The organism is Hymenobacter sublimis, assembly GCF_023101345.1.
Lineage (GTDB): Bacteria > Bacteroidota > Bacteroidia > Cytophagales > Hymenobacteraceae > Hymenobacter > Hymenobacter sublimis.
This window is the reverse complement of the sequence record NZ_CP095848.1, coordinates 983,571-1,004,739: the sequence shown is the minus strand read 5'-3', so window position 1 is coordinate 1,004,739 and position 21,169 is coordinate 983,571. Positions and strand designations below refer to the sequence as shown.

Below are 21,169 nucleotides of genomic sequence, written 5' to 3'. Positions count from 1 at the left end.
AGGTTGCAACTAGACTAGGCTAGCAACAAAAACGGCCGCCTCCCAACTAGGAAGCGGCCGTTGCTACAGGCAAGGTGAAACCAGAATTACTTCTGCGACAGTTGCGCCTGGCCCGACTCTTTCAGGCGGATCAGGTTCAGGGCCGAGCCGGCTTTGAACCACTCAATCTGGCCCTGGTTGTAGGTATGATTTACCGTGATGAGGTCGGTGTCACCGTCGCTGTGGTGCAGACGAATCTGCAGGGGCTTGCCGGGGGCAAACTCCGTCAGGCCGAGGATGTCGATGGTGTCGTCCTCCTCAATCAGGTCGTAGTCAGCCTTATTAGCGAAGGTCAGGGCCAACATACCCTGCTTCTTCAGGTTGGTTTCGTGAATACGAGCAAAGCTCTTCACCAGCACGGCGCGCACGCCCAAGTGGCGGGGCTCCATGGCCGCGTGCTCCCGCGACGAACCTTCGCCGTAGTTCTCGTCACCTACTACCACCGAGCCGATGCCCTGGGCTTTGTAGTTACGTGCTACCTGGGGCACGGCGGAGTACGGCGTACCCTGGGTTAGGGCGTCCTTCACGGCGTTAGCTTCGCCGTTGAAGGCATTGATAGCCCCGATGAGCATGTTGTTGGAGATGTTATCCAGGTGGCCGCGGTATTTCAGCCACGGGCCGGCCATCGAAATGTGGTCGGTGGTGCACTTGCCCTGGGCCTTAATGAGCAGACGCAGGCCTTTCAGGTCTACCCCTTCCCACGGGCGGAAGGGCTCCAGCAACTCCAAACGGTCGGAAGCCGGATCTACGATTACCTGCACGCCTGAGCCATCAACGGCGGGTGCCTGGTAACCCGCATCTTCCACGGCGAAACCACGGGGTGGCAGCTCAATGCCCCGGGGCTCGTCGAAACGTACCTGCTGGCCGTCTTTCGTGGTCAGGGTATCAACCAGGGGGTTGAAGGTCAAATCACCGGCAATAGCGAAGGCGGTTACGATTTCGGGCGAGGCCACGAAAGCGTGGGTGTTCGGGTTGCCGTCGTTGCGCTTGGCGAAGTTGCGGTTGAACGAGGTGATGATGGAGTTTGGCCGCTTCATATCGTCCATGTGGCGGGCCCACTGCCCAATGCACGGACCGCAGGCGTTGGCCAGCACTACCCCACCCATCTGAGCGAACGTATCCAGCAGCCCGTCGCGCTCCACGGTGTAGCGCACCAGCTCCGAGCCAGGCGTTACCGTGTACTCCGCCTGCACCGTCAGGCCCTTGTCGGCAGCTTGCTTGGCAATGCTGGCGGCGCGGGTAATGTCCTCGTACGAGGAGTTCGTGCAGGAGCCGATCAAACCAACTTCCAGTTTAGCGGGCCAGTTGTGCTCGCGCACAGCAGCAGCAAACTGCGAAATCGGCCAGGCAGCGTCCGGCGTGAACGGACCGTTCACGTAGGGCTCCAGGGTGTTCAGGTCGATTTCGATGAGCTGGTCGTAGAAATTGGCGGGGTTAGCATATACCTCGTCGTCAGCGCGCAGGTGCTGAGCTACGGCAGCAGCGGCATCAGCAATATCAGCCCGGCCCGTACCGCGCAGGTAGTCGCCCATCTTCTCATCGTAGCTAAAGACAGAGGTAGTCGCCCCAATCTCAGCGCCCATGTTGCAGATGGTGCCTTTGCCAGTGGCCGACAGCGCGTTGGCGCCCTCGCCGAAGTACTCCACAATAGCACCGGTACCGCCTTTTACGGTCAGGATGCCGGCCACGCGCAGAATTACGTCTTTCGCCGAGGCCCAGCCCGAGAGCTTACCAGTGAGCTTTACGCCAATTACCTTCGGGAATTTCAGCTCCCAGGCCATGCCCGACATAACATCTACGGCATCGGCGCCACCAACGCCGATGGCAATCATGCCCAAGCCGCCGGCGTTGGGCGTGTGCGAGTCCGTACCGATCATCATGCCGCCGGGGAAGGCGTAGTTCTCGAGTACTACCTGGTGAATGATACCAGCACCGGGCTTCCAGAAGCCGATGCCGTACTTATTGGATACCGAAGCCAGGAAGTCATATACTTCCTTGTTTTCGGAGTTAGCAATGGCCAAATCCTGGTCAGCTCCTTCTTTAGCCTGAATCAGGTGGTCGCAGTGTACGGTGCTGGGTACGGCCACCTTGGCTTTACCGGCCTGCATGAACTGGAGCAGCGCCATTTGGGCGGTAGCATCCTGCATGGCAACCCGGTCGGGAGCGAAATCGACGTAGGAAACGCCCCGCTCATACGCCTGCGAAACAGAGCCGCCGTACAGGTGAGCGTACAGGATTTTTTCAGTCAGGGTAAGCGGACGGCCAACGGCGGTACGGGCGGCTTCAATGCGGGAGCCCATGCCATCGTACACGGCCTTGATCATTTCTAAGTCAAACGCCATAATGCGAAATGGAAAAAGTGGAGAGAACGTGCCTATAGTAGACAGGTACGCAAATATAGTTGTCGGTCGTTGCGCAGCCTAAAATTTCGGGCCTCCGCCTACGCCCCCGGCCTGATTTAGAATTATTCCAAAAGGCAGGTTTACGCAGTGTGCTGGCGTAGTGACCGGTAGGCGCCGCATTCTTGGTTCTGCTCGCCGGCTTCTGGTAAACTATCCTGCCCTCTGAGTAGTTTAGCCCCGAATCAACCTTTTAACTTTTTTCCCATGCCCGTTGCCTTCTCGTTTCGCAAGGCCATAGCCGGGGCCGGACTCGCGCTGGCCGCGGTGGCCTGTCAGTCCAATTCCTCTTCCTCCGAAAAAACCAAGCCCGCGGAAACTACCGGCGCCAACGCCACCTACCTGCCGGCGGGCACCTGGCGCGGGGTGCTGGCGGCCCAGGGCCAGAAAATTCCGTTTCTGTTTGATGTAGAAACCGGAAACAACAACCAACCCGTAGCCGTGTACCTACGCAACGGCGAGGAGCGCCTAAAGCTAGACGAAATCAAAACCGTCGGCGACTCCACTACCATCCGCCTGGGCGTGTTTGACGCCGCGCTGGTGGTGCGTACCGATGGAGCCAACAAGTTGAAAGGCGCTTGGGTAAAGTACGACGCCAAGGAGCCCTACCGGGTAGCCTTCACAGCGTCCAGGGGAAATCAAGCCTTGTTTTACGATGAATATGATGATGGAACAAAAGGTATATTTCCAATTAACAAAGCCTTGTCCACCAGCACTGCTACATACAAGGTAACATTCACTGATGGGGAAGGCAAATCATATCCGGCTGTAGGCTTATTCAAGTACCGTAACGGGAATCTGAGTGGTTCTTTTCTTACTACAACCGGAGACTATCGTTATCTGGCTGGTGGAATCGTTCGAGGTCCTAAAGGTTTCCGCATGAAGTTGTCCACTTTCGATGGTAGCCACGGGTTCCTGTTTACCGCCGATGATGTGAAAAACGATGGTTTTACAGAGTTGAAAGGCCACTTCTACAGCGGCAAATCGGGCCACGAAACGTGGACGGCTACCCTCGACCCGAACGCCAAACTGCCCGACGCAAACGCCCTTACTGGTATGAAACCCGGCCAAAAAAAGCTCGACTTCAAGTTCCCGAGCGTTTATGAAGGCGGCAGCATCTCCCCCTCCGACCCCAAGTACAAAGGCAAGGTAGTAGTGGTCCAGATTCTGGGCTCCTGGTGCCCCAATTGCATGGACGAAACCAACTTCCTGGCTCCCTGGTACGAGAAAAACAAGCAGCGCGGCGTGGAAATCATCGGACTGGGTTACGAGCGGACGGCCGACCAGAAGGTGGCCTCGCAGAAGCTACTAAAGATGAAGCAGCGCCTGAACGTGGGCTACGACCTGGCCGTGGCCGGCGAAGCCAACAAGGACGCCGCCAGCCAGTCCTTGCCTCAGATTCAGAAGGTATTGGCTTTCCCAACCACTATTTTCCTCGACAAAAAAGGCGAAGTACGTAAGATTCACACCGGCTTCTCGGGCCCTGGCACCGGCAAGTACTACGAGCAGGAGGTAGCGGAATTCAACCAGACCATCGACCAACTTCTAGCCGAGTAACTCACGGATTAAGACGGATTCATCGAGTTGCACCGAGGTTATAGTCAAGTCAGGTAGGTGTTTACCTTTACTCGAAGAGCAGGTGAAAAAGAACTCAGCCACCTGCAGTCAATTCGGGTTGATTTTATCAAACAGGAAGGGCTTGCCAATTGGCAAGCCCTTCCTGTTTGGTTGGGTGTTCGGCAGTCATGGAGCGGCAGCAGCCTACCCCCAGAAAATCCGTGCAATCCGAAAAATCCGTCTTAATCCGTGATTCGCTCTAGCAGCACAATGGGGGCGTCGTGGTAGATGGGGCGAGCTATTTCTTGGAAGCCAAACTTGCGGGCTACTGCCAGAGAGGCCGCATTATCGGGGTCGATGATGCAGGTTAGGCGGGCGACGGGGAACTGCGCTTCGGCCCACTGCAGGGCCGCTCCTACGGCCTGGGTAGCGTAGCCGCGGCCGTGCACGCGCGGGGCCAGGGTCCAGCCGGCTTCGAGGGTGCCCTTGATGGAGGGAGTCAGGTCTCGTTGAAAATCAAAAAAGCCGACGGTACCAATAAAGCGGCGAGTGGCTTTTTCCTCCACCGACCAGGCTCCGTAGCCGAGCAGCGTCCAGTGGCCTTGCTGAGCTAGTAGCCGGCGCCAGGCTTCTTCTTCGTTCTGGGGTTTGCCACCCACGTAGCGGTAGAAATCCGGGTCGGCTGCCATGGCGGCAAACTCGGGCAAGTCGGTAACTCGCGGGCCGCGCAACAGTAAATCGGTGGTCTCGAGCTGCGGAACGGCCGTGAGCGGACCAGCTACTAAAGTCAACGGTGGTGTCATGCGGCCAAGGTACTAAAATAGCGTGGGGGCACGCAGCGCCAGCTTTTCAGCACAAGCCGATTAAACGCGGGAGTTGGTCGGCTTTTTCGGGGTAGTGATGGATAGTGCCCCCTCAAGATTGGAATGAGGCACTGGGTTTGAATAAGGGCAGACAGGGCGCAACGCCCTACCTCCTTCCACTTGAAACCACATTCCAATTTCCTTCTTCCCATGAAAAAGCAACTTTTCAGCCTCGCCCTTCTCCTCGGACTTTCTGCCTCTTTCGCCGGTGCTAGCTTCGCCGCTGACGACCGCCCCGCTCAGGGCCGGGAGCAACGCCAAGGCCGTGACCAGGGCCACCGCCGGGGCCACGGCAGCGCCCAGGACCGCCAGCGCCGCACCGATACGCTAGCCCAAGAACTCGACCTAAGCAGCAAGCAGAAGTCGAAAGTCGAGAAGATTTTCCAAGACCAGCAGCAGCAGATGCACGCCCTGCGGAGCCGCGCCGGTAGCAACGACCGGAGCCAGCTACGCGAGGAAGCCAAGCGCATTCACGAAAGCACCGACCAGAAGCTCAAGGACGTACTGTCGAAAAAGCAGTACGCCCAGCTGGAAGCCAAGCGCCAGGAGCGGACGCGCCAGATGGGTAGCCGCCAGCACGAGCGGCGCGGGGGCACCGACCGCCGTGACTTCAACGGCCGTAGCTAAACCCACTTCCTATGCTGTTAACACCATGGCCCGGTCTGCCCAGATCGGGCCGTGGTGTTTATGTTTCTGCCGGAGTGTGCTTTTCCCTGGGCCAGCCACGTAAAGTATTTACCGTACCATACCGACTACCCGGGTAGGGCGCGGGTTGGTTTCGCTTCTAAAGTAATCGTGGCACGGCTTCTGGCCTTTCGAATTAGCATTTGTTTCCATGCAAAGACTCCTGAAAACTATTGGCCTTCTGACGGTCAGCCTGCTTATTGTGATGGTGGTAGCGGGAGTTGCTTTCGCCAACCTCAGCCCGGAGTTCGGCGGCAAGCCCACGAAGGCGCAACGGGCAGCTTACGCCAAATCAGGCCACTACCAGGATGGAGAGTTCCAGAATTTGGTGCCCACTACCCTCATGACCGGCGGCAGTACCTTCGGCTCCCTATGGCGCTTTCTGTTCAGCAAAACACCCAACGACAAACCAGCCGCTCCCCTGCCCACGCGGCCGCTTGATCCGGCGAGCATCCGCCAAAAAACACCCGAGCTGCTCCGCGTGACGTGGTTTGGGCACTCCGCCAGCCTGGTAGAAATTGGAGGCAAGAACATTCTGCTGGACCCCATGCTAAGCGTGAAAATGGGCCCGGTTTCCTGGATAACGCCCCAGCGCTATAATCCGCAGCTGGCTATAACCGCCGAGCAGCTGCCGCCCATTGATGCAGTGCTCATCTCGCACGACCACTACGACCACCTTGACTACCAGACCATTCTGCGGCTTAAGGACAAAACTACCCACTTCTTTGTGCCCTTGGGCGTAGGGGTTCACCTGCTGGCCTGGGGGGTAGCCCCGGAGCGGGTGCAGGAGCTAGACTGGAACCAGTCGGTGCAGTTGCCGGGAGGAGTATCGATTACGAGCACTCCTGCCCGCCACTTTTCCGGGCGCGGCCTCACAAACCGGAACTCAACTTCCTGGAGTTCCTGGGTTATTAAATCGGCTGATAAACGGGTGTTCTACAGCGGCGACGGCGGGTATGGGCCCCACTTCCAAACCATCGGCCAGCAGCATGGCCCCTTCGATGTGGCCCTAATGGAATGCGGACAGTACGACGCCCAGTGGGCCCAAATTCACATGCTTCCGGAGCAAACCGTACAGGCAACCCTGGATGTGCGGGCCCGGCTACTACTGCCAGTACACTGGGGCGCTTTCACGGAAGCCCACCACGCCTGGAACGAACCCGTTACGCGGGCCGCCGCCGCTGCCGCTCGGCTGGGGCTGCTCATTACTACCCCAGAGCTGGGCCAGCCCGTGACGCTCGGCGCTGGCCCATTGCCACAGGTAGCCTGGTGGAAATGAGGATGTCCGTTTTTCCAGCGAAGAAGTACGTTTGCTTTTTTCCGGTAGTGTATAACTGGTACTAAACGGTATTGTCATGCTTCGACAAGCGGACGCTAGATCAAGCATGACAATACCTTTGTGGAATGGAGACTCAGCTACGTCATCTCAGCCGCGCGAACCGTAGGAATACGCCTTCCTGGGGCCGGAGCGTCACCAAGGGCACGGGCACTACGGTGGCTTCTGAGGCTGGCTCCAGGCTGAAATGCTGCAGGGTTTCCAGCAGCACCAGCTGAATTTCGGTTAGGGCGAAGTGGTTGCCAATGCACAGGCGCGGCCCGCCCCCAAAGGGCAGGTAGCCATAGGCAGGCACGGCGGGTTGGGCTCCCGGCCCGAACCGCTCGGGCCGGAAGGCATTGGGCTCAGGCCACAAATCAGGGTGGCGGTGCAGGCCGTACACGTAAAGCGAAAACAGAGTGCCCTTGGGAATTGGGCGCCCCTGAAACTCATCGTCTTCCAGCGCCACGCGGTCCAGAATCCAGGCTGGCGGGTATAGGCGCATGGTTTCCTGAATAACCTGCATAGAATACGGCAGCTGCGCCAGCTCCTCAAACTTCGGCGGCCGCTCCATTAGCCCCGCTGCCTGCCGCTCCTCCCGGATGCGGGCTGCCGCCTCAGGGTGGGTAGCCAGCAAGTAAAACAGCCAGCTCAGGGCGTTGGCGGAGGTTTCGTGGCCAGCTAGCAGCAAAATGTTGGCCTCATCTACCAGCCGCTCCTCCGTCATGGGCTCCCCAGTATCCTCGTAGCGGGCATCCAGCAGCATTTGCAGTAAATCATCGTGGGTGGCTGCCGTGGGGCCCGTAGCCTGACGCTGGCGGATGTAGCCGCGAACCAACTCGCGTAGCTCTAGGCTCAGAGCTTCGTGCCGCCGGTAGCTGCCGGTGCCTTGCAGCCAGGGCCGCAGGTAGGGCTGCCGGATGGTGCGCACGTAAAACGCCTGAATCTGGGTCAGCACGTCGGAAAGCCGGTTTCGCTCCGCGTCACTCATACTAGTCCCAAAGGTGGCCTGGGCAATGATGCGAAAAGCCACGCGGGTCATGGCCTCGTGAATATCCACTAAGGCTGGGCCCGCCGCGGTTAGCTGGCGTAGTTCCTGGGTCCAGTCTTCGGCGGCGGCTTGCATCAGGCGGGTCAGGCCGGCCAGGCGCTGGCGGTGAAAGCCGGGCTGAATCAGGCGGCGCTGCCGCAGCCAGTCGGCCCCCTCATTGGTCAGCAGCCCCCGCCCAATGTAGCGCACCAGGCCGTGGGTAAGGTCGGATTTAAGGTAGCGGCGGTGGTTTTTCTGCAAGATGTGCTGCACCAGGGCCGGGTCGCGGGTGACGTAGCAGGGCCGGATGCCGCCCAGGTGCAGCCCTACCGTGTCGCCGCCCGCAGCATGGGCGCGGTTCAGGTTGCCGATGGGGTCCCGGGCCATGGCCAGGGACGTGAGCAGGGTGCGCCAGCGCGGTATCCAGGGAAAGGGAGCCACCGGGGCTTCGGGAGCAGGCAATATGGGCGTAGACATGCGGGAGGACTAATGCCAACAGAGTTGAATCGAAGATAAGGCAAAACACGAGGCACAGCTGCATTAATGGGTTTGGGCCGCCCGTAGCACAACCCCAGCCTACCTTCCGCGCGTACAGCCTATTAGCCCAACGCGGCCTCCCGAACTTTCTCCAACAACCAAACTCTCGCTTTCCTATGTGGATTCAGCAAAAAAATACCCCCGCCCCGCTTGACGAACTCCAAGGCCGCACGGTAGGCCTCAAATTCGAGTGCAACCAGTGTCACACGGAAGTCTTCACGGACCTGCTAGGCGTACCCGCCGCCGACCACCTGGCTAACTCCACCGAGGATGACGGCCAGTTTGAAACTGAAGAAATCAAGTGCCCCGGCTGCGACATGACCCACGAAATCACCGTCAAAAGCACCTTCGATGGCGTGCACTTCGAGGTGTCGGAGGTTGCTCCAGAAAGCGTTTCCTACCAGGTAGCCGAGCCGGAGCACTAAGCTTTTACGTGGCTTGCTCGGCATAAATTCTCCGCATAAAAAAGGCTCGCCAAACGGCGAGCCTTTTTTATGCGGAGGTCAACCCTACCCGTTGGTGTGGTTACTTTTCCCGCTCAATGGTGTAGTTAATAAGCTGCTCCAGCGAAGTGCGGGAAGCAGATTCGGGGAAGGTGCGCAGAATTGTCAGGGCCTCGTCGCGGTAGCGCTCCATTACCTGAATGGCGTAGTTCAGGCCGCCGGATTTCTTCACGAACTCAATGACGGCCTGCACCCGGTCCTTGCGGCCGTCGTTGTTTTTCACGTTGTAGATGACGCGGCGCTTGGTCAGCCAATCGGCCTGCTGGAGAGCGTAAATTAAGGGCAGCGTCATCTTTTTCTCCTTGATGTCAATGCCCACCGGTTTACCGATTTCGTCGGTTCCGAAGTCAAAGAGGTCATCCTTAATCTGGAAGGCCATGCCTACCTTCTCCCCAAAAAGGCGAGCCCGCTCAATGGTTTCCTTATCGGCCCCGGCTGAAGCGGCCCCCACGGCGCAGCAGGAAGCAATCAGCGAAGCCGTTTTCTGCCGAATAATATCAAAGTAAACGTCCTCGGTGATATCAAGGCGGCGTGCTTTTTCAATCTGCAGCAGTTCGCCTTCGCTCAGCTCCTTCACGGCGTTGCTCACGATTTTGAGCAGGTCGTAATCGTCGTTTTCCAGGCTCAGCAATAGGCCTTTGCTCAGCAGGTAGTCGCCTACCAGCACGGCAATCTTATTTTTCCAGAGGGCGTTGATGGAGAAAAAGCCGCGGCGGTAGTTGCTCTCGTCCACTACATCGTCGTGAACTAGGGTGGCCGTGTGCAGCAGCTCGATGAGGGCTGCGCCCCGGAAAGTTGCCTCGGGTAGCGGGTCGCCGCCGCTGATTTTGGCCGTGAAGAACACAAACATGGGCCGGATTTGCTTGCCCTTGCGCTTCACAATGTAGCCCATGATTTTGTCGAGCAGCAGCTGGCGCGTTTGCATGGACTGGCGGAATTTCTTCTCGAATTCCTCCATCTCGGCGGCGATGGGCGCCTGTATCTGGTCCAGCGTAACGGTCATGCAGGTGTGTTGGGCGCTGCAATGATACGGGGAAAAAGGTGAAATAGTGAGGTAGTGAAACGGTGAGTTTATGCGCGCCAGGGCCTAGCCGCGCCATCTTGGCGAGCAGCACTACCCCGGCGGCCCTCCCCGCGAACTAAAGCCGGGTAACGTGCCAAGCCCTACCTCCCTGCTCGCCAGCCAAGGCTGGCCACGTTTCAGGCAACAACACGTTGAACAGGCAGGGTAGCGGCGAGTTGCTCACCGAGGCAAAACAGCAAACACACTGTTTCACCGCTTACCTTCGCCCGTATGCCACAACCACAGCCCGTCCGCCTTGATTTGCTACTCACTAGCACCCATCACGCCCGCCCCTTTGCGGCTGATTTGCGGTACGTACCTACTGGGCAACCCAAGCCCGTAGTGGTGTTTGTGCACGGCTTCAAGGGGTTCAAAGACTGGGGCCATTTCAACCTACTGGCCGATTGGTTTGCCCAGCAAGGCTTTGTATTCGTGAAGCTGAACCTCTCGCACAACGGGCTAGTAGTGGACGGCACCGGCGACCTAGAGGACTTAGAGGCGTTCGGTCGAAATAACTTTTCCCTGGAGCTAAATGACATCGGGACCCTGCTGGACTACCTGCTCGATTCTAAGCAAGCTGATCTTCCGGCGGCGGAACTGGACGTTACCCGTATGGCCCTCATTGGACACAGCCGCGGCGGCGGCCTAGTGCTGCTGAAAGGTGCCGAAGATGTGCGGGTGAAAGCTGTGGTTACCTGGGCCGCCATCAGCAATGTAAACCCCGGCTGGACCGCGGAGCTGATGCAACACTGGCAGCAGCAAGGCGTGTATTACGTGGAAAATAGCCGCACCAAGCAGCAATTGCCCCTGTACTTCCAGATTGTGGAGGATTACCACCGGAATCGGCTGCGGCTGGATATTCCGCACAATGTCCGCCGCAAGCTCAAGCAGCCCCTCCTCATCGTACACGGCGACCAGGACGAAACCGTACCCGTAGCGCGGGCCCACGAGTTGCACGCCTGCAAACCAGCCGCCGAATTGGCCATCCTGCCAGAAGTGACTCACAACTTTGGTGGCAGCCACCCATGGCCAGGGGCGCATTTGCCCGCCCAAGCCTTGGCTGCCGCCGATGTGACAGTAGATTTTCTGCGCCGCGTTTTGTAGTTGTTATGCCTACCGCCTACCTCCTACTGGGCTCCAACCTTGGCGACCGGGTTGCCATTCTTCGCCAGGCCGTGGAGGGCCTTATGACAACCGTGGGTCCGGTAGTGGCAGCATCCGGCTTGTACGAAACCGCGGCTTGGGGCCTTACTGCGCAGCCCGCTTTCCTAAACCAGGCTCTCCGCTTGCATACCTCCCTCCTACCCGAGCAACTACTCGACGCCTGCCAAGCCGTTGAGCAACAAGCTGGCCGGGAGCGTCTAATTCACTGGGGCGCCCGCACCCTTGATGTGGATATTCTGCTGTACAACGAAGTGGTAATACAAAGTCCCCGACTTACTCTACCCCACCCGCGCCTGCCGGAGCGGCGGTTCGCGCTGGTTCCACTAGCTGAAATTGCTGCTTCGGTAGTGCACCCGCAGGCAGGAAAAACCATAGCAGAGCTGCTGGCTGTGTGTACCGACGGGTTAGCCGTAAAGAGGTATCCAGCAGCTTCGTAGGTTACTCCTTGTACTAGCAATAGCAGCTGAACAGCCGTTCAACTTGGGCGTCTAGCATATTTGCGCACAATAGCTATGACAGGTAAGAGCTCCGGAAAACCTGAAAAGATACTGATCTTCGCGCCCTTTCGCCTGCTCCTAACGGCGAGTTGCACTGACGTTACACTAGGTTGTTGCGGGATTAGCACACAACTAGTGGCTGCCAATACCAGTAGAAAAGTAAAGCGACAGCCATTAATTCCTACTCTATAGCTGCTTTTCGGGCGGTTTCATGGATAGTAAACTGGTCTGTATATACCTGCTGTATCACCATGTTTGCACTTTACAGGCAGTTCGTTTGCCTCTTCATAAAAGCCTACCAGCCTCTGCGCTGGCTAGCTCTGTTGCTGCTTGCCCTGTGCTTATTAACTACGAAAGTGGCAGCGCAGTGTAAGCTGGACAGATCAAATTACCGGATTGTGTTCCAAGACGAGTTCAACTATAGAAACGTAGATGAGCTAAAGGCCAGCGGCAACTGGGAAGTAGATGGCCTCGATGGCTGGGGCACAGAGTACTACGCAGCCTCCCAAGTAGAATTTCCGGGAGGTGGCATCCTTCGCCTTAAGGCTGATGTGGTTCCGGCCGCGCAACGAGCAGCGCTTAATACGGCGGCCCGTCGTACCAACATTGCATATGTATCGGGCCGGATCATGTCTACCAAGGCGTATGACCCGGTTAGTGTGCCCGCGGGCTGGGCTCCGGATAACTGGGCGGGCTTTGCCTATGGCATGTTTGAAATTCGGTGTAAGCTGCCTGCTAACGGCAAAGGCGTTTGGCCTACCTTCTGGCTGCTGAGCGCTGGTACTGAAATTGACGTAATCGATAATGGGAACGACGAGCCCCGCCGCCAGATTAGCAGCGGTGTGCTCGATTGGGATAAGCGTAATCAACTCTGCGCCACCTCCGGCTCAAAGGGCTGCGACACGATTCCGCTGGGTGCCTGGACCTGTGGCGGACGCAGCACCAAAGACGGGCGCGACTTGTCTCAGGACTTCAACACCTACACGGTAGTTTGGACGCCTACCCAGGTTACGTTTTTTCTTAACGACCGAGAGCAGTACACCGTGACCAGTTCCCAGGTGCAGACCCACGCCTATACGGCGCGCATTCTAGCCAACCTGCAAATGACTCGCGAGGCGGTAGCCATGGGCATTACGCACGCCGAAATGGACATTGATTACATTACCGTCTATAAGCCACTGCAGGGTCAGTATGCCGTTTCCTACGACCAGTCGGAGCAGGAATACGTGAACTATGTTTTCAAAAAGCCCATCAACGACTGGCTGGAGTATGTAAGTCCTCGTCCCGGGTCAATTGCCGTTAACCCCAATAACAAGGATGAACTATTCTTCTGCGGCACCAATGGCCTCCTTTACCGTAGCCTCCGTTCCTTGGACAACCAATGGGTAACGAGCGAAGTGGATCCTGCACAGGCACATCACCGCAACTGGCAGATCAACGGGGAGCTTCACTTTAACCCCAAGCACAACTTAGTAACGTACCGGGGGCACGATGGGCGGCTGCAGTCTTACAGTTTCTATTCCGGCTGGATCCATGGGTATGTGTCACCTGCCGCGCCGCTCGCGTCCCAGCCGTCAACTACGTCTGGCAGTGTGGCCACTGCCACCAACGGCGACCTTTACTACATCGGTCAGGACCGCCAGGTACAATTGCTTCATCGGGCCGATACAGCATGGGTTCATAGCTATTTGAGCTACGCCCCCACCGCTGATTCAACGGCACCTACTCCCGCGGTTGCCCTCGGCGACCTTGTACTCGACAATCTAGCCAATGGTAAAGTGAGGGTCTACTACAAGGGTCTTGACTACCGAATTCATGTCTTGGAGCCTGCAAATGAGACTTACACTCATTACTTACTAGGAGGCAAGGAACCGGTCAATGGCACAGTCCATACCAGCCCAGGCTCTATTGTCGCGAGCGGGCTGGGTAGCATCTTCTATATTGGGGCCGACCGTGCCGTGCATCGGTACCAGTGGTCGGGTGATAATTGGGTGCATGATGCGCTGACTCCTAACAACCAGCCCGGTTTTCTGTCGGCCAAGGGTAATATTGCCTGGGACGACGTAAAGAAACAGGCTGTTTACGTGGGGGCTGATGGCAGGCTGCAAAGCTTCTACCAGAATGCAGCTGGCACGTGGCTTCACCGCTGGATTGACAGCTATTACAATACTAACCGCTTCAAGTGCTTTACGGCTACCACTGAGTCAGCCGCTACTGAGTTTCCGTCTCTTGCAGTTGGCCCGAGCGGAAATATTTTTTACCGCGCCCAAAACAATGAACTGCGCTTTTTCGCCTACACAGGCTGCCGCTACAGGAACCCTACCTGCGAAAACTGGAACATGACAGTCGCCTGGCAAGGCCTCTTTAACCGCACGCCGGGCAAATAGCTCGTTTGGTTTAGCTGGCTGAAGGAAAGCAGCCATGCTGCTTGATTAGTGCTACCCGTAGCTCTTACTTGCTAAGGTAGGCTTCGTCATTAGCGAACTTGAAAAAGCCCCACCACAACGCCGCGTATACGACTGTTGTAGTGGGGCCAAATAAACCAGATTGCTACCCGCTACACGGCGGCTGAACTTCCGGCTGCTTCTGGAGCAATCTTCTTTACCAAGCCTTGCAACACCTTGCCCGGGCCGCATTCTACAAACTCGGTGGCTCCATCGGCTACCATGCGCTGCACACTCTGGGTCCACCGCACGGGAGCCGTGAGCTGACGCACCAGGTTTTCCCGGATTTCGTCGGGGTCGGTATGGGGCGCGGCGTCTACGTTCTGGTACACGGGACAAATGCCCGCCGAGAAGGTAGTGCCCGCAATGGCTTGAGCCAACGCTGCTTCCGCTGACTGCATGAGCGGAGAATGAAAGGCTCCACCCACGGGTAGCGGCAAAGCCCGCTTGGCACCAGCTGCTTTGAGCTGCTCGCAGGCCAGTTCAATGCCCCATTGGGAACCAGATACCACCAGCTGACCGGGACAGTTGTAGTTGGCAGCTACTACCACATTGCCACCAGCACTAATTTCCTGGCAGATACGCGCCGTCGTGTCGTCATCCAGCCCTAGGATAGCGGCCATAGTACCGGGTTGCTCCTGGCAGGCGGCCTGCATGGCCTGGGCCCGTTGGGCTACTAGGCGTAAGGCGTCCTCAAACTTGAGCACTTTAGCTGCTACCAGCGCCGAGAACTCGCCTAAGGAATGGCCTGCTACCATATCGGGACGCAAATCAGGCAAGACGGCGGCCAGTGCCACGGAATGCAGGAAAATAGCGGGCTGGGTTACATCCGTCCGGCGCAGATCTTCTTCGGAGCCGGTAAACATTACCTCCGTCAGAGAAAAGCCCAGAATATCGTTGGCCTGCTCCATCAGGCGCTTGGCCTCCGGATGCTGCTCGTACAGGTCGCGGCCCATGCCACTGAACTGGCTTCCCTGACCGGGAAAAATGACTGCTTTCATTCGTAAAGGGTTAAATAAAGACCTTGGGCCAGCCCTCAACAACACTGGATCCTAGCCCCATAGCGGCCCGCTTTCACCTGCAAGCTGCACAAAACGCCCCGGAAGCCAAAACCGCCGTGGCCCTTCTGCAGCGAGTAAACCCGAATTCTCTAGTGCTCGGCTTGCTACAAAAACAAACCGGGCGCCTGTGGTGAGGCGCCCGGTTTGTTTTTGGCTAGAGGTAGTTCTAACGGTTGATCTGTACCCACCCCTTAAAGGTGCGCTTGGTCCGGTTTGCATCCCGGAACTCTACCTCGGCCTGGTAGAAGTACATGCCATCAGAAACCTTGCTACCAGAACCCGACTCGGCTCCAATGTTGCCACCGCTCCAGTTGATGAGCGGATCTTTGTCACTTTCATACACTTTCGTGCCCCAGCGGTTGTAGATTCTGACCGTCGTCCGCTCAATGGGGCTAAAGACCTTGGGCCGGAAGGTGTCGTTTACTCCGTCGCCGTTCGGGGTGAAAATGTTGGGTAGCAAGAACAACAGGCAGTTATCCTTGCATTCCTTGTTACTCAAAGCACTCGTTGCCTGATTAGTATCTATGGCTTGCACGGCGTAACAGCCGGCGGCAGAAGTTAAGTTGCGGTGAGCGTACGTGGTTTGCGTACCGGGCACCCGGTCAATTTCTTTGAGCGGTTCTGCGTCGGTTGGCGCAAAGAAGATGATGTACTGCGTAATGTCGCGGCTGCAGTCGGCTGTAGGCTGGTTGCTCAGCGTCCAGCTCAGGTTATTGGTGAATACTTCCCCAGTAGATGGATTGGTAGCTGGCAGCTGAAACAGGCGGCTAGCCAAACTGTCGCAGTTCGTGGCCTTGAGGGTGAGTACCGGCGTGCACGGCACGGCTTGCAGAGCCACGCATTGCTCCTGGCTGAGGTTAATCAACGAGTCCGGCGAGGCTACGTCATACGTGCCGTTCGTCTTGACATAATAGCAATAGGTCTGGCCCTTCACCAGCGGCTGAGCCGTAGTACCCTGGTCCGTAAAGGCGCCCCCGGTGGTAGTACCCGTTACCTTGCCGACTGGCACGAAAGCGCCGCCCGTTTGCAACCGCCGGTACACGGTAGTAGGCCGCCGCGAGTTGTCCCAAGGCACGTTGTAAGTCCAAGTCAGCCCGATGGTATTGGCCAGCGGGTTGGGCGTTACAGTCACGCGGACACTAGAGGCCGGCCCGGCAGTTTCTACTGTCTCAACTCCACCTGGCGTAGAAGCGCTGTAGAAGTCGAGCCGGTAGGAATACGCATTGTCCGTGGTATTTAGGTTCTGATCGATGAAGGTTAAATCATCCAGGTTGGTGGTAGTAAACACTTGCTGGAATGCCGTGGCGGCAGGGTTTTGCCCTACTGCGCGGTACAAGCGGTAGCCGGCGGGCGTATTGAATCCGCTCGAAGAAGTTGGCTTAGTCCAGCGCACCGTGATTTGTCCGTTGGTAGCACTTGTGCGGTCCACGGTTACGTTGGTGAGGCGGGCAGAAGTGCCCGTCAGGGAAAGACAAGCTTCGTTGGAGGCGATGCTGGCCCCACCAGCGGGCCGGGCAAACTCCACGTAAATGCGGTAGCAATAGTTTTTGCCCCGATCTAGCCCACGGCCGTTGTTGTCGTCAAGGAACGTTTGACTGCCTACATTAACTGCTCCAATCTGGGTGTAGCCTCTGGAAGCTGGAATGCCCGTTTCGCAAGGTCCGGGCGTCCAGCCGCTGGGCCCCTCACGCCGGTAAATGCGAATCTGAGCTCCGGGATTTTGGCAGAGGTAGCTGTTCCAATCGAGGCGGGCCGTGTTGCCGACGGCGCTAACCCGCAAGTTCTGCGGGGCCGGTCCAATAACAGTAATCTGCAGTGGCCGCTCATCAATGAGCGGGGTAAGACCAGCGGCGGGCTGGTCCGTGGCTTTAAACAATACCTGATACGGCTCGGAGCGGATGTCGGCGCAAGTGGTGGTCCAGTTAAACGTTCCGCGGGCGGTAGGCGGACCAGTAGAGTTGCGCACAAACGTGGCCGGCGGCAAGATGCCCGAAAACGCTTCTAGCAGCACCGGATTGTTATCGGGGTCAGTGGCCGTCACAACAACTGTTGGAATGGGATTACCAGCTATGACGCAGATATCAGGAGGCACTACCAGAGTAGGCCGCAGGTTCTGGCTGGGCGTCACGGTAATCTGCATATCCCGAATTACCTCCCCGATCAGACGAGGTGGCGCACCGGGAGTACGCCGCCATTCTTCCACTACAAACGCCACGTTGTATTCGCCTACTACCTCCGGCGAGTTCCAAACAATTTGGCCCGTACGTACGTCCTGGCGGAAAATAGCCGGGTCGTTGGGCACCCCTACAGGCGGCCCCACATATGGCACTTGAATAGCCCGAAAAAATGGATCGTCGGGGTAGCGGAAACCAGAAACTGGGGTCGGACGGGGGGCAGCATTGGTCCTTACCAAATCCTCCGGATTACCAGCTTGTTGGCTGGGCCGCAACTTAAAGGCTAGAGAATCGCCATCGGCATCAAAGGCAGCCGGATTGTGCAGAAACACTTGCCGGCGGCTAGCCTGATCAATGGCCGGTGCCAACAATGCCGGCGACCGGTTAACATTGATGATGGGGTCAATGGTGATGCGCGTCGAGATGTAGAACGACTCGTTGATAGAGTTAGTTAGGTTTTGTACCCCTACTACCCTATTCACGCTCAAGTAACTAACTAGATAGTTACCCGGGGCATTATAGGTGTGCTCGAAATAGTACACATTCCGATACACGTTCGGCGCTACCAGTGTCCTTTTGACGCGAGGAATTGCATTATAGCCCGAGTTGTCATTGTCGCCGTAAAATATGGTAACGTTAGGTTCGTCTGCCGCAGTTGCCCCGTTAGAAGTAACACTCGTGTACAGCACCATTTTAAAGAATACTCGGCGTGGGTTGCGGTTAGCAACCGGCAGGGTAGTATCCGTTTTGGCTTGGATGTCGCCGGCTCGCAAGTGGGTAGCCTGAGCCTTCGGGGCCGGGACCAGCCAAGCTATCAGCCATAACAAGCCAATCAGCGCCAGCCGGACCGGATGATTACGTAACGGAAGATTCATACAATCAAGGTATTAGTAGGCGGGAATACAAGGGAAAAGGAAGTTCGTGAAAAACCAGCCGGTAACCTAACAAAAAAGGCGTCGCGTGGGTTAACTGCTTAGTAGTAGGTACTAACGGAGTTGGCCGGCTATAGATTCACTATAACGGCAAAGCCTTATTCAGATTGTTTCCTACTAGGTTGGAGGCTACCTTTGGCCGGTACAACTGACCTACCCACACCCCTTCAGTAGCTCTCTATGAGTTGGATCACAAAAACCTTTTCTAGTAGCATCGGCCGTAAGATTATTATGGCCGTCACGGGCCTGTTTCTCTGCACCTTCCTGGTAGTGCACCTAGTTGGTAACCTGCAGTTATTCAAGGCTGATAATGGCGCGGCATTCAATGCCTACTCTGAGTTTATGGGTCACAACCCACTTATCCGCACCATGGAAATTGTGCTGGTATTGGGCTTTGGCTTTCACATTTACGAAGGCTTGGCGCTGGGCGCAAAAAACCGCGCGGCCCGTGGTAAGCAAGGCTACGTCTCGGACCACATTGAGCAGAACAGCTCCTGGCACTCGCGCAGCATGTCGCTGCTGGGCTCTATTGTGCTATTTTTCCTGATTGTACACCTGTACAACTTCTTTGGCTCCCTGCGCTTCACCGATGTACCGCGCGATGCTAACGGCAACGAAGATGCGTACGCGCTGGTATTAGCCGCCTTCAAAAACCCGTTCTACGTGTTTTTGTACGTGGTAGGTCAGGTAGCCTTGCTCTACCACTTGCTACATGGCTTCAGCAGCGCTTTCCAGACGCTGGGCCTAACCCACCGCAAATACACGCCGGCCATCAAACTGTTTGGCTACGGCTTCTCGATCATCGTGTGCGCCGCTTTCGCCGCCATGCCGGTCTACTTCTTCTTTTTCAAATAAGTCCTAAACTCGATAGCCGATGTTTCCGGATTCCAAAATTCCCGAAGGCCCTTTGGCCGAGAAATGGGATAAGCATAAGTTCAACGTTAAGCTCGTAAACCCCGCTAACAAGCGGAAATACGACGTTATTGTAGTGGGCACGGGCTTGGCTGGTGCTTCCGCTGCGGCTTCCCTGGCTGAGCTGGGCTACAACGTAAAGGCTTTCACTTACCACGATTCTCCTCGCCGGGCGCACTCCATTGCTGCTCAGGGGGGTATCAACGCTGCCAAAAACTATCAGAACGACGGTGACTCCGTGTACCGCTTGTTCTACGATACCATTAAGGGTGGTGACTACCGGGCCCGCGAAGCCAACGTGTACCGCCTGGCTCAGGTGTCGGTAAACATCATTGACCAGTGCGTGGCGCAGGGCGTACCTTTCGCTCGCGAGTACGGTGGACTGTTGGCCAACCGCTCCTTTGGCGGGGCCCAGGTAAGCCGCACGTTCTATGCCCGCGGCCAAACCGGACAGCAGCTGCTGTTGGGTGCCTACTCCGCCCTTTCGCGTCAGGTAGCTTACGGCAAAGTAAAGCTCTACACCCGCTCCGAAATGTTGGATCTGGTGGTAGTAGATGGCCAAGCCCGCGGCATTATCACTCGCAACCTGATTACCGGTGAAGTAGAGCAGCACGCGGCTCATGCAGTTGTGCTAGCTACCGGAGGTTACGGCAACGTGTTCTACTTGAGCACTAACGCCAAGTACTGCAACGCTACCGCCGCGTGGCGGGCCCATAAAAAGGGCGCGTACTTTGCCAACCCCTGCTTCACCCAGATTCACCCTACCTGCATTCCCGTATCGGGCGACTATCAGTCGAAGCTGACGCTGATGTCGGAGTCGCTGCGTAACGACGGGCGCGTGTGGGTACCGGCTTCCAAGGAAACTGCCGAGCGCCTGCGTGCCGGTCAGATCCGGGTTTCCGATATTCCGGAAGACGAGCGGGATTATTTCCTGGAGCGCAAGTATCCAGCCTTTGGTAACCTAGTGCCCCGCGACGTAGCCTCGCGCAACGCCAAAATGATGTGCGACGAGGGGCGGGGGGTAGGCAGCTCGGGCCTAGCCGTTTACCTGGACTTTGCTGACGTTATCAAGCGCAACGGTGCTGATTGGGTAAGCCAGAAGTATGGTAACCTGTTCGATATGTACGCCAAGATTACCGGCGAAAACCCCTACGAGCAGCCCATGCGCATTTACCCAGCCGTGCACTACACCATGGGCGGCCTGTGGGTAGATTACAACCTGCAAACCACCATCCCGGGCCTGTACGCTACCGGCGAGTGTAACTTCTCTGACCACGGCGCTAACCGCCTGGGGGCTTCGGCTCTGATGCAAGGACTCGCCGATGGTTATTTCGTAATTCCTTACACCATTGGTGATTACTTGGCGCAAACAGCTCCCAAGCCCGTTACTACTGACCACCCGGCCTTCAAAGAGGCAGAGGCAGAAGTAAACGCCCGGGTAAAGAAGCTGATGAGCATCAACGGCACCCGCACCCCCGCTGACTTCCACAAGGCTCTGGGCCATATTATGTGGGAGTATTGCGGCATGGCCCGCACGGCGGAAGGCTTACAGCACGCCAAGCGCGAAATTCAGAAGCTACGCAAGGAGTTCTGGACGGATCTGAAACTGAGCGGCACCGATCAGGAGATGAACCAGATGCTGGAAAGCGCCGGCCGCGTAGCCGACTTCCTGGAACTGGGCGAGCTAATGGTAGATGACGCTTACAACCGCAACGAAAGCTGCGGAGGCCACTTCCGCGAGGAGTACCAAACGCCCGAAGGCGAGGCTCTGCGCGACGACGAGAATTACACGTATGTAGCTGCCTGGCAGTTCGTTGGCGAAAATCAGCCGGAAATCCTGAACAAGGAAGAGCTGAAGTTCGAGAACGTGAAGCTGACGCAGCGTAGCTACAAGTAGCCGTGAGCAGCAAGTGGCAGCTAACCAAGTAAAGGTAGCTGCCACTTTCTCCGCTTACTACCCATTCCCACTACTCAATACCTTTGAAATAAAATGGC

Annotated in this window: 15 protein-coding genes; 9 read left to right on the top strand and 6 right to left on the bottom strand. The window is 57.1% G+C overall.

Annotated features, from left to right (window positions below; translation table 11 throughout):
• Positions 1-86 precede the first annotated feature (86 nt).
• Positions 87-2,381, bottom strand: coding sequence for an aconitate hydratase (locus MWH26_RS04310; protein WP_244695403.1), 2,295 nt, complete (start codon positions 2,379-2,381; stop codon positions 87-89).
• A 264-nt stretch (positions 2,382-2,645) separates the two neighbouring features.
• Here MWH26_RS04310 and MWH26_RS04305 point away from each other — a divergent pair, with 264 nt between their 5' ends.
• Entirely contained in the window at positions 2,646-3,995 is a 1,350-nt protein-coding gene (locus MWH26_RS04305) for a peroxiredoxin family protein (RefSeq protein WP_247976188.1), read from the top strand.
• A gap of 242 nt (positions 3,996-4,237) precedes the next feature.
• Here the strand turns inward: MWH26_RS04305 and MWH26_RS04300 are convergent, their stop codons facing one another.
• Positions 4,238-4,798 (bottom strand): GNAT family N-acetyltransferase, encoded by a 561-nt coding sequence (locus tag MWH26_RS04300; RefSeq protein ID WP_247976187.1) that lies wholly within the window; start codon positions 4,796-4,798, stop codon positions 4,238-4,240.
• 210 nt (positions 4,799-5,008) lie between these two features.
• On the opposite strand from MWH26_RS04300, the gene MWH26_RS04295 reads away from it, so the two are divergent.
• Positions 5,009-5,485 carry a DUF4890 domain-containing protein gene (locus MWH26_RS04295; RefSeq protein ID WP_247976186.1) on the top strand — a complete coding sequence of 159 codons (477 nt, stop codon included), beginning with the start codon at positions 5,009-5,011 and terminating at the stop codon, positions 5,483-5,485.
• Between the two features lie 208 nt (positions 5,486-5,693).
• Positions 5,694-6,821, top strand: a complete 1,128-nt coding sequence (locus MWH26_RS04290) for an MBL fold metallo-hydrolase (protein WP_247976185.1) — start codon at positions 5,694-5,696, stop codon at positions 6,819-6,821.
• Between the two features lie 142 nt (positions 6,822-6,963).
• Here the strand turns inward: MWH26_RS04290 and MWH26_RS04285 are convergent, their stop codons facing one another.
• A complete protein-coding gene (locus tag MWH26_RS04285) occupies positions 6,964-8,364 on the bottom strand; it encodes a cytochrome P450 (protein WP_247976184.1) in 1,401 nt (466 codons plus the stop codon).
• A 176-nt stretch (positions 8,365-8,540) separates the two neighbouring features.
• On the opposite strand from MWH26_RS04285, the gene MWH26_RS04280 reads away from it, so the two are divergent.
• Positions 8,541-8,849: a hypothetical protein gene (locus tag MWH26_RS04280; RefSeq protein ID WP_244695396.1), complete on the top strand. Its 309-nt coding sequence runs from the start codon at positions 8,541-8,543 to the stop codon at positions 8,847-8,849.
• A gap of 100 nt (positions 8,850-8,949) precedes the next feature.
• Here MWH26_RS04280 and MWH26_RS04275 read toward each other — a convergent pair whose 3' ends face one another.
• Positions 8,950-9,930, bottom strand: a complete 981-nt coding sequence (locus MWH26_RS04275) for a polyprenyl synthetase family protein (RefSeq protein ID WP_247976183.1) — start codon at positions 9,928-9,930, stop codon at positions 8,950-8,952.
• A gap of 291 nt (positions 9,931-10,221) precedes the next feature.
• Here MWH26_RS04275 and MWH26_RS04270 point away from each other — a divergent pair, with 291 nt between their 5' ends.
• The 3 genes from MWH26_RS04270 to MWH26_RS04260 all read left to right on the top strand — a co-directional run bounded on the left by MWH26_RS04270 (position 10,222) and on the right by MWH26_RS04260 (position 14,038).
• Positions 10,222-11,094 carry an alpha/beta hydrolase family protein gene (locus MWH26_RS04270; RefSeq protein WP_247976182.1) on the top strand — a complete coding sequence of 291 codons (873 nt, stop codon included), beginning with the start codon at positions 10,222-10,224 and terminating at the stop codon, positions 11,092-11,094.
• A 5-nt stretch (positions 11,095-11,099) separates the two neighbouring features.
• Complete coding sequence (gene folK, locus MWH26_RS04265) at positions 11,100-11,591, top strand: 2-amino-4-hydroxy-6-hydroxymethyldihydropteridine diphosphokinase (protein WP_247976181.1); 492 nt, start codon at positions 11,100-11,102, stop codon at positions 11,589-11,591.
• 458 nt (positions 11,592-12,049) lie between these two features.
• Entirely contained in the window at positions 12,050-14,038 is a 1,989-nt protein-coding gene (locus MWH26_RS04260; RefSeq protein WP_247976180.1) for a family 16 glycosylhydrolase, read from the top strand.
• A gap of 170 nt (positions 14,039-14,208) precedes the next feature.
• Here MWH26_RS04260 and fabD read toward each other — a convergent pair whose 3' ends face one another.
• Complete coding sequence (gene fabD / locus MWH26_RS04255) at positions 14,209-15,096, bottom strand: ACP S-malonyltransferase (RefSeq protein ID WP_247976179.1); 888 nt, start codon at positions 15,094-15,096, stop codon at positions 14,209-14,211.
• 226 nt (positions 15,097-15,322) lie between these two features.
• Positions 15,323-18,205 (bottom strand): T9SS type B sorting domain-containing protein, encoded by a 2,883-nt coding sequence (locus tag MWH26_RS04250; RefSeq protein ID WP_247976178.1) that lies wholly within the window; start codon positions 18,203-18,205, stop codon positions 15,323-15,325.
• A gap of 237 nt (positions 18,206-18,442) precedes the next feature.
• Here MWH26_RS04250 and MWH26_RS04245 point away from each other — a divergent pair, with 237 nt between their 5' ends.
• Positions 18,443-19,117 (top strand): succinate dehydrogenase cytochrome b subunit, encoded by a 675-nt coding sequence (locus MWH26_RS04245; RefSeq protein ID WP_244695389.1) that lies wholly within the window; start codon positions 18,443-18,445, stop codon positions 19,115-19,117.
• A 19-nt stretch (positions 19,118-19,136) separates the two neighbouring features.
• Positions 19,137-21,071: a fumarate reductase/succinate dehydrogenase flavoprotein subunit gene (locus MWH26_RS04240; protein WP_247976177.1), complete on the top strand. Its 1,935-nt coding sequence runs from the start codon at positions 19,137-19,139 to the stop codon at positions 21,069-21,071.
• The last annotated feature ends 98 nt before the right edge of the window (positions 21,072-21,169 follow it).

Coding starts and splice junctions, on each gene's coding strand:
- MWH26_RS04250 (WP_247976178.1), bottom strand. CDS start 18,205: ATGAATCTTCCGTTACGTAATCATCCGGTCCGGCTGGCGCTGATTGGC.
- MWH26_RS04275 (WP_247976183.1), bottom strand. CDS start 9,930: ATGACCGTTACGCTGGACCAGATACAGGCGCCCATCGCCGCCGAGATG.
- MWH26_RS04280 (WP_244695396.1), top strand. CDS start 8,541: ATGTGGATTCAGCAAAAAAATACCCCCGCCCCGCTTGACGAACTCCAA.
- MWH26_RS04290 (WP_247976185.1), top strand. CDS start 5,694: ATGCAAAGACTCCTGAAAACTATTGGCCTTCTGACGGTCAGCCTGCTT.
- MWH26_RS04300 (WP_247976187.1), bottom strand. CDS start 4,798: ATGACACCACCGTTGACTTTAGTAGCTGGTCCGCTCACGGCCGTTCCG.
- MWH26_RS04295 (WP_247976186.1), top strand. CDS start 5,009: ATGAAAAAGCAACTTTTCAGCCTCGCCCTTCTCCTCGGACTTTCTGCC.
- MWH26_RS04305 (WP_247976188.1), top strand. CDS start 2,646: ATGCCCGTTGCCTTCTCGTTTCGCAAGGCCATAGCCGGGGCCGGACTC.
- MWH26_RS04245 (WP_244695389.1), top strand. CDS start 18,443: ATGAGTTGGATCACAAAAACCTTTTCTAGTAGCATCGGCCGTAAGATT.
- fabD (WP_247976179.1), bottom strand. CDS start 15,096: ATGAAAGCAGTCATTTTTCCCGGTCAGGGAAGCCAGTTCAGTGGCATG.
- MWH26_RS04285 (WP_247976184.1), bottom strand. CDS start 8,364: ATGTCTACGCCCATATTGCCTGCTCCCGAAGCCCCGGTGGCTCCCTTT.
- MWH26_RS04310 (WP_244695403.1), bottom strand. CDS start 2,381: ATGGCGTTTGACTTAGAAATGATCAAGGCCGTGTACGATGGCATGGGC.
- MWH26_RS04240 (WP_247976177.1), top strand. CDS start 19,137: ATGTTTCCGGATTCCAAAATTCCCGAAGGCCCTTTGGCCGAGAAATGG.
- folK (WP_247976181.1), top strand. CDS start 11,100: ATGCCTACCGCCTACCTCCTACTGGGCTCCAACCTTGGCGACCGGGTT.
- MWH26_RS04270 (WP_247976182.1), top strand. CDS start 10,222: ATGCCACAACCACAGCCCGTCCGCCTTGATTTGCTACTCACTAGCACC.